This window comes from Flectobacillus sp., assembly GCF_049240685.1.
GTDB lineage: Bacteria > Bacteroidota > Bacteroidia > Cytophagales > Spirosomataceae > Flectobacillus.
Map to the genome: position 1 here is coordinate 1 of NZ_JBMLSD010000450.1, position 10,269 is coordinate 10,269.

The 10,269-nt window shown below is 39.0% G+C and carries 6 protein-coding genes; 5 read left to right on the plus strand and 1 reads right to left on the minus strand.

The features are described from left to right. Positions 1–2,015: glycoside hydrolase family 3 N-terminal domain-containing protein (locus ACOVQ4_RS20650; RefSeq protein WP_421822499.1), on the minus strand; the 2,015-nt coding region annotated here is incomplete at its 3' end. A 134-nt stretch (positions 2,016–2,149) separates the two neighbouring features. Between ACOVQ4_RS20650 and ACOVQ4_RS20655 the strand changes: the two genes are divergently transcribed. The 5 genes from ACOVQ4_RS20655 to ACOVQ4_RS20675 all read left to right on the plus strand — a co-directional run bounded on the left by ACOVQ4_RS20655 (position 2,150) and on the right by ACOVQ4_RS20675 (position 10,053). Next, positions 2,150–3,010 (plus strand): AraC family transcriptional regulator, encoded by an 861-nt coding sequence (locus tag ACOVQ4_RS20655; RefSeq protein WP_421822500.1) that lies wholly within the window; start codon positions 2,150–2,152, stop codon positions 3,008–3,010. A 544-nt stretch (positions 3,011–3,554) separates the two neighbouring features. Next, positions 3,555–3,974, plus strand: coding sequence for a hypothetical protein (locus ACOVQ4_RS20660; protein ID WP_421822501.1), 420 nt, complete (start codon positions 3,555–3,557; stop codon positions 3,972–3,974). A 171-nt stretch (positions 3,975–4,145) separates the two neighbouring features. Beyond that, positions 4,146–5,231 carry an efflux RND transporter periplasmic adaptor subunit gene (locus tag ACOVQ4_RS20665; protein WP_421822502.1) on the plus strand — a complete coding sequence of 362 codons (1,086 nt, stop codon included), beginning with the start codon at positions 4,146–4,148 and terminating at the stop codon, positions 5,229–5,231. Between the two features lie 180 nt (positions 5,232–5,411). Then, the gene (locus ACOVQ4_RS20670) at positions 5,412–8,618 is read left to right on the plus strand and encodes an efflux RND transporter permease subunit (RefSeq protein WP_421822503.1); all 3,207 of its coding nucleotides are present in this window, start codon (positions 5,412–5,414) and stop codon (positions 8,616–8,618) included. After that, positions 8,611–10,053 carry a TolC family protein gene (locus ACOVQ4_RS20675; RefSeq protein WP_421822504.1) on the plus strand — a complete coding sequence of 481 codons (1,443 nt, stop codon included), beginning with the start codon at positions 8,611–8,613 and terminating at the stop codon, positions 10,051–10,053. The genes ACOVQ4_RS20670 and ACOVQ4_RS20675 overlap by 8 nt, the downstream gene beginning before the upstream one ends. Positions 10,054–10,269 lie beyond the last annotated feature (216 nt).

The following is a 10,269-nucleotide window of genomic DNA, read 5'->3' on the forward strand; positions in this document are numbered from 1 at the left end:
AAGCCATCCCCAGATTTGTAAAGGGCATAATCTCCTTTTTTCATAAAGCCCGGCACATCCGAAAGATTTTCTACTACAGCTTTAGATGACGCTGGAATAGAAAATGGAAGTTTACCAGAAGGTTTAAATTTCCCTAAAACTATATCCAAAACAGCCTCAGGAGTTGTGCCAAAAGTAGCCAACAAGGCATTACTCGGCGCCAATTCTTCCATTATCCAAGGACTTGTAAAATTGACACAAAGGGTACTTGATTTACCTAATTTTAAAATTTTATTGACATAGTCAACATCAATCAAGTTTTTAGAAAGACGTAAATCAATCGGTGCTCCTGTTGAGCCAAATAAGCCACCAGCGCTCCCTGGCATCAACCAAATAATAACTTGATCAGCTTCTTCAGGCGTTTTTACAAACTCTACCGCATAGTCGGCCGAAGATTTTGGTTGATACACATAGTGAGGATTGTTTTTTCCACTCTCCAAATAAGTTTCAAAATACACCTTAGTTTTGGCTTTGATTGGCAAAGTTTGTTTTTCATTTTTCAATACCACAATCGATTTTCGTAAAGCGATATCCGCAACTTTTTGAAAATTGGTATTTCCAACAATTTTTTGGGCTGCCTCTGCGTCTACATAAGGATTTTCAAATAGCCCTAATTCAAAACGTTCTCTCAGAATTCTTGCTACCGATTCGTCTATTCGTTTTTCGCTAACTAGCCCTTTTTTAACGGTTTCTATCAATAAACTCGGATCAGCAGAACCCGAATATAAATCAACGCCAGCGTCTAAACTTTTTTGATAACGTTCCAAAATCGAAAGCCCTTCTACGCCCCAAGGCATCATTTCGATAGGGCCTGTATCTGAGTTGACAATACCTTTAAAACCTAGTTTTTTTCTCAATAAATCTGTAATAATAGCTTTGCTGTAAGCAAAACCAACTTCTTCAAATTCAGTTTTAATAGGTTTGGCGTAATAGGGCATCATCGAAGAAGTACCCGCTTTAATCGCCGCAATAAACGGTTTGAGATGATATTCAAACATTCCTCCAGGATAATGTTGGTCTTTCCCAAAATCAAAATGTGGGTCTTGACCTTCCACTTGCGGACCACCCCCAGGGAAATGTTTAGTCGTCAATGCCACAGAATTAGTATTGAGTTTTTTTCCTTGAAAACCTTGCACCACTTCAAACATCATACTGGCAGCCCAGTCGGCATCTTCGCCAAAAGTGCCTTCTATTCGTTGCCAACGAGGCTCTGTAGCCAAATCGGCCATGTATTGATAACCTTTACGAAGCCCGACAGCTTTCCATTCTTGAGCGGCAATTTCAGCAAACTGACGCGTCAATTTTAAATCTCGCATAGCTGATAAGCCTAATTCGCCCGGCCATTTGGAGAATACGGTCGCTCCTACACTCAAGCCCACGGAATTGTCTCTAGTAATATGATTACGAGGATTAGAAGCCACGATAGCAGGAATTCCCAGACGAGTTTCTTCCGTCAATTGTTGCAGATTATTAGACCATTCGGCCATCGTTTTGGCATCGGTATTGGCACGTAAAATAAAATTTCGCAGGTGTTTTTCTTTTACGCCCTTGGTCGTTCCCGATGCCGAAAGCAATGGATACGGCAAAGGTTTTCGGCTAAACATATTGATACTTTGTACCAAATCTTCCTCATTAAAACCACTCGTGATGGGACCTTTGGGCTTTCCTTGCTCAAACGCAAAATCGCCAGCCATACGGGTAGTACTAATCAGCATCATTCCTGCCTTTTCTTCCAAAGTCATTTGGCTTAGAAGGTTTTTGATCCGTTGCTCCACAGGCAAACGCCAATCTTCGTAGGCATCTAGTTTACCATTTTTGTTAAGGTCTTTAAATTTCAACTTCCCAACGGTCAGGATTGATACAGTACGATGACCAAGCTCAGGCTGTTTGAGAGTTTGCGCCAAAGAAGCGAAAGAAATTGTTACCCAACCAAGGGTCAATAGTGCTTTTATGGAATAAGGTATAATATTTTTCATAGTAAATTTTATTCAAAACTTTCTTTAAATATTTATACAAATGTATCAAAGTAATACAAGTAATTATTTACCTATTCTTTTAATTTTTAATACTTTTTTGACAAATTCAACTTAAACTATGTAGAATCAATACCATGAAACCACAACTACTGAAGATAAATAAGCCATCAGGATTGTCGTTCAACCTATTTGAACAATCCTGCCAATTTTTTCCAACGCCTTGGCATTTTCATCCAGAAATAGAGATTGTTTGGATGAAAACAAGTACAGGAAAAAAGTATATTGGTACAAGTATCGAAGACTTTGGCCCCGACGATTTAGTTATTATTGGCTCATTTGTACCACATTTTTACAAAAATGATGCTGAGTTTATAGAAGGAAAGTCATTCGAAACGGCGCAATCAACGGTGATTCATTTCACCGAAGATTTTTTGGGAAATGATTTTTTCTTAAAACCCGAAAATCACAAGGTTAGGGAATTGTTAGAGAATGCCAAACGAGGAATTCAGTTTAGTAAAGAGTTTTGCCAGCAAGTCAAGCCAATGCTTTCTTCACTTAGTCAGTTGGATGGAATGGATAGACTTTTAGGTTTTTTGTCAATCCTAAATCAAATGAGTAAGACGACCGATGTCAAATATCTAAACTCTTACACGATGACTATTAATAATTCGGAAGAATCTGCTCGAATTAAGCAGGTATTTGCTTATATGTTGCAAAACTTTCAACAAGAGATTCATCTGGAACAACTTGCCAATCTGGTTAATATGAGTGAATCAGCTTTTAGCAGATATTTCAAGCATAGAACTCGAGAAACTTTTAGTCATATCTTGACCGAAATTAGAATTGAATACGCCTGCAAAATGCTTCAAGAAAATGATATTTCTATCGCGGATATCTGTTTTGAATCAGGCTTTCAGAATGTTTCAAACTTTAATAGACAGTTTAAAAAAATGAAAAAAATGACGCCACTAAACTATCGACAATTATTTCATTAAGCAGCTTTGGGTCAGACTGATGGCTAAAATCCAAAGTTAAATTTTACAGTTTAGCAGTTTTTGAGAAAAAATCTTAATTTTTTCAACTTCTTATTAAACCTTTCGAAACGGAATGAGTCTCAACAAACAAAAGCATCTTAAATTGACTCAAATATTGAACAAAAACTAGATTTATGTTCTCTTGGGCAACAAATTTAGATTGGACAAATCCAAGATTTAAAACTACTTGGAATAAATACTAAGCTAAATTAAAGAGCGACCACAGCATACAGATTGAATTAATAGTGCCACATACAAAAGTCAACTCACTATATTTCAAACACTTAAGCGATTCGCTTTTTTATCCCTCTTTGCACCCATCTATTTGACTCAGTTTGAAGTTTTTGTAGATACTGAAAAAGTACAAAATCTTAAAATCTATTTTTTTTATTTTAAAAAGAATTAAGGATATAATATAACTAATACAAGATTCTTGATTCTTTTATGTAAATTTTGGGTTAAAACATTTGCAAGTGTTATTTCAACACATTACTTTTCGCATCAAATGAACAAGGCATTTGTAAAATATCTCTTCTCACTAGTTATCCTCGTGTTGAGCTTCACGAACCAATTGATGGCTCGAGCACACAAGGATGGAGAGGTAATTGTGTCTTCTTCAAACTCGAAATCAACATTTCACCATTCTCTTATTGCCGCGCATCAAACACCAACTTTCACGGTACCTGTTACCGAAAGAGGTGAAAAAGTCTTTTTTGATGCAAATGAAAAAGAAGTGGAAGAAGACGAAGCGGTTCTTGCTTCTTCTGAAAATATACAAAGTGGTAATGCACTTTCCTCACTTTTCTTTAGTTGGTATCATCGTTTAATCCAACTTCGCAGCCCTCAATTTTCTTATTACGATAAGAACCTTTTACAATTAACTCCTAATAAGTTATTCATAGTCTTTCGTGTCTTCAGACTATGAGATAATTCTTTTGGAGCTTAATTCTCCAGACTTCATTTCAACTATTATTTTTAGCTTCTAAGTAATTGATTTTCAGAAAAATCATCATGACTTTGTTGTTTCATGCTGATACTTCAATCTACTTCTAGCTTCATAATAGTATTCTATCTCACAATTTCACAATACAAAATCATGAAAAAAATTCTCATCCTTATGGGTGTGGCTGTAATGCTATGCCATACTAGCTGCGATTCTAAAAAAGAGGAAGAAAAGAAAGAAGAAATCAAACTTCTTGTAACCAGCCCGCTCAAAAAAGACACAACCGCCATCCACGAGTTTGTGAGCCAGATTCGCGCGATTCAGCACATTGAGTTGCGTGCCTTAGAAAAGGGTTACTTAAAAAAGATTTATGTTGATGAAGGTCAGTTTGTAAAGAAAGGACAATTAATGTTCCAAATCCTTCCTTTGCAATACCAAGCGGAGTTCCAAAAGGCGCAAGCTGAAGCAAATTTTGCTGAAATTGAATACCAAAACACCAAATCGTTGGCAGAAAGCAATATTGTTTCGAAAAACGAATTGGCCTTGGCAAAAGCAAAATGGGATAAAGCAAAAGCCGAAATGGACTTGGCAAAAGTGCACCTGGGCTTTACTGAAATCAGAGCACCATTTGACGGTATCATGGACCACTTCGCTGTACGTGAAGGTAGTTTGTTGGACGAAGGTGATTTGTTGACAACTCTTTCAGACAACAGCAAAATGTGGGTTTATTTCAATGTGCCTGAATCTCAATATCTTGACTTGAAAACAAAAGCCAAAGGAACAACTTTACCAATTGTAAAATTGAAAATGGCTAACCAAGATATTTTCCCTCACACAGGTGTGATTCAAACGATTGAGGCTGACTTCAACAACGAAACGGGTAACATCGCTTTCCGTGCTACGTTTGCTAACCCAGAGAAGTTGTTGAGACATGGAGAAACTGGTAGTATCTTGATGGAATCACCATTGAAAAACGCTGTGATTATTCCACAAAAAGCTACTTTCGAAGTACTTGAGAAAAAATATGTATTTGTCGTAGATAAAGACAATACTGTAAAATCGCGTGAAGTAACCATCGGAGCTGAATTGCCAGATATCTATATCATCAAATCGGGCTTGAAAGGCGATGAAAAAATACTTCTTGAAGGTATTAAGAAAGTGAGAGACAACGATAAGATTAAGTTTGATTATGAAGACCCACAAAAAGTGATTTCGCACTTAAGAGTGTATGCTGAATAATCGAAGAATCGGTAAGAGTTAATTATTATGCTTGAGTAAATAAGCGATGAGTGAGTTTTGGAATTCGCACTCATTGAGCTATGGATGAGGTGGTTATGCTTCATAGCCACCAATCACTCAAGATTACCTCTTTCCATCCTGACTTCAATCACTTGTTTATTCAAAAACTTCAAGAAGAACATGTTTAGTAAATTCATACAAAGACCGGTATTAGCGATAGTAATATCGATCGTCATCGTTTTCATGGGGATTTTGTCCTTGAAGACACTCCCTACTTCACAATTTCCAGAAATTGCGCCTCCAGTAGTAATGGTAAGTGCCTCTTATCCTGGTGCTAGTGCCAAAGTACTAACCGAGTCGGTGCTTATTCCCCTTGAGCAGGCTATCAATGGTGTTTGGGGTATGCGCTATATGACTTCCGATGCCACTTCGGCGGGTGAGGCCAACATTCAAATTGTTTTTAACTTAGGAACTGACCCTGACCAAGCCCTCGTACAGGTAAATACGAGGATTGCTCAAGTACTAAACCGTTTGCCAACGTTGGTGCAACGTGAAGGGGTCGTGGTAAACCGCGTTATGAACAGTATGTTGATGTACGTGAACCTTTACTCTAAAGATAAAAACGCAGATATGAAGTTCTTGTTCAACTTTGCAGGGGTGAACATGATTCCAGAGTTACAGCGTTTGAATGGTATCGGACAAGCACGTATATTGGGTAGCCGTCAGTACGCTATGCGTATTTGGTTGAACCCAGACCGTATGCGTGCGTATAACGTTTCGGCAGACGAAATCATGGAAGCTTTGGGTGACCAAAGTGTGATTGGTTCGCCAGGTCGTATTGGTCGTGCCGATGGTAAACGTGCCGAAGCGCTCGAATATGTATTAACGTATCAGGGACGTTTTAACAAACCTGAACAATATCAAGATGTAATTATTCGCTCGAATCCCAACGGGGAAATTTTGCGACTCAAAGACGTTGCCAAGGTAGAACTAGGTAGTGAATATTATGATATTTACTCCAACCTAAATGGTTATCCTTCGGCGGCGATTGTCTTGAAACAAACTTATGGTTCCAATGCCAGTGATGTAATTAAGAGTGTTAAAGATAAACTGGAAGAATTGAAAAAGTCTTCATTCCCTCCAGGAATGGACTACCAAATCAGTTATGACGTATCTAACTTCTTGAATGCTTCTACCGAAAACGTAATTCATACGCTTCGCGATGCCTTTATTTTGGTGGCCTTGGTAGTATTTATTTTCTTGGGAGACTGGCGTTCAACATTGATTCCAACGCTTGCAGTACCTATTTCATTGATTGGTGCATTCATCTTTATTAAGTTGTTTGGTTTGACCATCAACATGATTACCTTGTTTGCCTTGGTATTGGCTATCGGTATCGTAGTAGATGACGCCATCGTCGTCGTCGAGGCCGTCCATGCCAAGATGGAAGAGGAACACCTGTCCCCTTATAAGGCCGTAAGAAAAGTATTAGGTGAGATTAGTGGTGCCGTTATTGCGATTACGTTATTGATGACTGCGGTATTCGTTCCAGTAGCATTTATGAGTGGTCCTGTAGGTATTTTCTACCGTCAGTTCTCTATTACCATGGCCAGTTCAATTATTCTATCAGGGGTAATTGCCCTTACGGTAACACCAGTACTTTGTGCCATGATTTTGAAAAATAATCATGGAAAACCTAAGAAGAAAAATATCCTAGACAAAGCCTTGGATGTTTTCAATGCTGGTTTCGAAAAGTTGACAAACTTCTATGTAAATATCTTGAAGGTAATCGCTCACCGTAAGTTAGTTACCGTAGTATTATGGATTATCTTTGTGGCAGGTATCGCAGGTATTGCATCAAACCTCCCTTCTGGTTTTATTCCAAGTGAAGACCAAGGTATGATTTATGCCATTATTCAGACACCTCCAGGCTCAACGTTGGAGCGTACCAACGATATTTCACGTAGACTACAAGAAATTGCAGAAAAAGTAGAAGGTATTCAATCGGTATCAGCCTTGGCTGGTTATGAGGTACTTACCGAAGGTCGTGGTTCGAACGCGGGTACTTGTTTGATCAACTTAAAACCATGGGAAGAGCGTCATCATTCAGTTTCTGAAATCATTTATGAACTAGAAGAAAAAGCACATGAAATCCCTGGAGCGACCATCGAATTCTTCGATCCGCCAGCGGTTCCTGGTTATGGTGCAGCAGGTGGTTTTGCCCTACAATTGTTGGATAAAACTAACTCGGGTGACTACAACCAATTGGAAAGCGTGAAAAATGATTTCATGAAAGCCCTAGAAAAACGTCCTGAACTTACAGGTTTGTTTACTTTCTTTAGTGCAAACTATCCTCAGTACGAGCTTGAAATCGACAACCAATTGGCTATGCAAAAAGGCGTATCCATTGGTAATGCCATGAACACTTTGTCTATCTTGATTGGTAGTACTTACGAACTAGGTTTTATCAAATTCCAACGTTTCTTTAAGGTATTCGTTCAGGCTTCGCCAGAGTTTAGACAGTTGCCAGAAGATGTCATGAAATTGTATGTGAAAAATAACCGTGACGAAATGGTTCCTTTTTCATCTTTCATGAAAATCAAAAAAATGCAAGGACCAAACGAAATTAACCGCTACAACATGTACACTACTGCCGCTATTCGTGGTGGTGCTGCAAAAGGTTACAGTTCGGGTCAGGCGATTGCTGCGGTACAACAAGTTGCCAAAGAAACATTGCCACACGGATTTGATATTGACTGGGCTGCCCTTTCTTACGATGAAGTTAGACGTGGTAACGAAGCTATCTATATCTTCCTTATCGTATTGGCCTTCGTTTATGTAGTATTGGCTGCTCAGTACGAAAGCTTTATTATTCCATTGTCGGTAGTATTATCGTTACCAGCAGGGGTATTTGGTTCATTCTTAATGATTAAATCAATGGGATTAGCCAACGATATTTATGCACAAGTTGGTTTGGTTATGTTGGTTGGTTTGTTAGGTAAAAACGCCGTATTGATTGTAGAGTTTGCCATGCAAAAACACCACCAAGGCGCAACAGTACTTGACGCTGCTATCGAAGGAGCTAGAGTTCGTTTCCGTCCAATTTTGATGACATCATTTGCCTTCATCGCAGGTTTGATTCCATTGGTGTTGGCACATGGTGCAGGGGCAATTGGTAACAAAACGATTGGTGCTTCGGCCTTGGGCGGTATGTTATTCGGTACCATCTTCGGGGTAATCATTGTACCAGGCTTGTATTATATCTTTGGTTCGATGGCTGAAGGTCGCAAGCTCATCAGAGACGAAGAAAACGACTCATTGACAGAAAACCTAGTTCACCAATTAGATTCATTCCCTCAACCAGACGACAGTAACGACGATGAATAATATAAGAAAAATCAATTATTTAGCAACGGGCTGTGTACTGATGATGGTAGCGGCCTGCGTACCAAAGTCTTTGGTACCTGTGACTAAAACAGAAAATCGCAATACACCTGCTACCTATAATGGCGGTACAAGCGACTCGACCAACGTGGCTAAAATCAAGTGGAAAGAGTTTTTCACGGATCCAAAATTGGAAGCCTTGATTGATACAGCTTTGTTAAACAATCAGGAGTTGAATCTTACTTTACAAGAAATTGAAATTTCGCGCAACGAAATCAATGCTCGTAAAGGAGAATACCTTCCTTTTGTAAAACTTGGCGGTGGCTTAGGTGTAGACAAAATTTCGAGATATACAAGTCAAGGTGCGGCAGACGATATGTCTGAAATCCGCCCTGGCGTAAGAACTCCAGAGGTTTTGCCTGATATGATGGTGGGCGCAAGAGCGAGTTGGGAAGTGGATATTTGGCACAAATTGCGTAACGCACAAAAAGTAGCTGCACAAAACTATTTCGCAAGCATTGAGGGCAAAAACTTTCTGGTAACCAATTTGGTAGGCGAAATCGCTAACTCTTATTACGAGTTATTGGCATTAGACAACCAATTGGCTATTATCAAGCAAAACATCGAGATTTTGAACAATGCCTTGAATATCATCAGACAAGAAAAACAAGCAGCTAAAGTTACTGAACTAGCTGTGCGCAGATTCGAGGCTGAGGTATTCAAAACGCAAAGTTTACAGTATGAAATTCAGCAGAAAATTGTTGAAGCCGAAAACAAAATCAACTTCTTGGTGGGACGTTACCCACAACATGTAGATAGAAGTTCGGATAATTTCAACACTTTGGCACCAACAAAAGTGTATGCTGGCTTGCCTTCGCAATTGATTATCAATCGTCCAGATGTAAGAGCCGCAGAGTTGAAACTTTCGGCTGCGAAACTAGACGTAAATATCGCGAGAGCCAACTTCTACCCTTCTTTGGGTTTGAGTGCTGGTTTGGGCTTTAGATCTTACAATCCTTTGTATTTGGTCAATCTACCTCAAGCATTGATTACCTCATTGGCTGGCGATATTGCTGGTCCATTGGTAAACAAATATGCCTTGATTGCTGGCTATAATACCGCAAGTGCCAAGCAAATCAAAGCAATCATCGAGTTTGAAAGAACAGTGTTGAATGCTTGTATTGAGGTAACCAACCAATTATCAAACATTGATAACTTGGATAAGAACTTCAACATGAAGTCTAATCAAGTAGATGCACTTACACAATCTACGGAAATCTCTATCAAACTCTTCAAGTCGGCTAGAGCAGATTATATGGAAGTGTTGTTGACCCAACGTGATGTATTAGAATCACGTATGGAATTGATTGAAACAAAAATGCGCCAAATGAATGCTTTTGTAAATGCTTACAGAGCACTCGGCGGCGGATGGAATTAATTTGTATTGTGTAATCGTTAGTGCAAATAACCCCATTTTACCGAGTAAGATGGGGATTATTTTTAATTATGAGTTTTGAGTGATGAATTGTGAAACTATTGTAGATTTGGGATTTCTGATTTCGGATTTCAGACGTTGGTGCTGGCTTCTCACGCTGGTGCTGGCTTCCTAGCCAGTACCCATTTTTTCTCTGGATTCTATCCAGAAGCTTTCTTT

What these genes read in the sequence shown, in the direction of transcription:
- ACOVQ4_RS20660 (WP_421822501.1), top strand. Translation starts at nt 3,555, where the DNA reads ATGAACAAGGCATTTGTAAAATATCTCTTCTCACTAGTTATCCTCGTG.
- ACOVQ4_RS20665 (WP_421822502.1), top strand. Translation starts at nt 4,146, where the DNA reads ATGAAAAAAATTCTCATCCTTATGGGTGTGGCTGTAATGCTATGCCAT.
- ACOVQ4_RS20675 (WP_421822504.1), top strand. Translation starts at nt 8,611, where the DNA reads ATGAATAATATAAGAAAAATCAATTATTTAGCAACGGGCTGTGTACTG.
- ACOVQ4_RS20655 (WP_421822500.1), top strand. Translation starts at nt 2,150, where the DNA reads ATGAAACCACAACTACTGAAGATAAATAAGCCATCAGGATTGTCGTTC.
- ACOVQ4_RS20670 (WP_421822503.1), top strand. Translation starts at nt 5,412, where the DNA reads ATGTTTAGTAAATTCATACAAAGACCGGTATTAGCGATAGTAATATCG.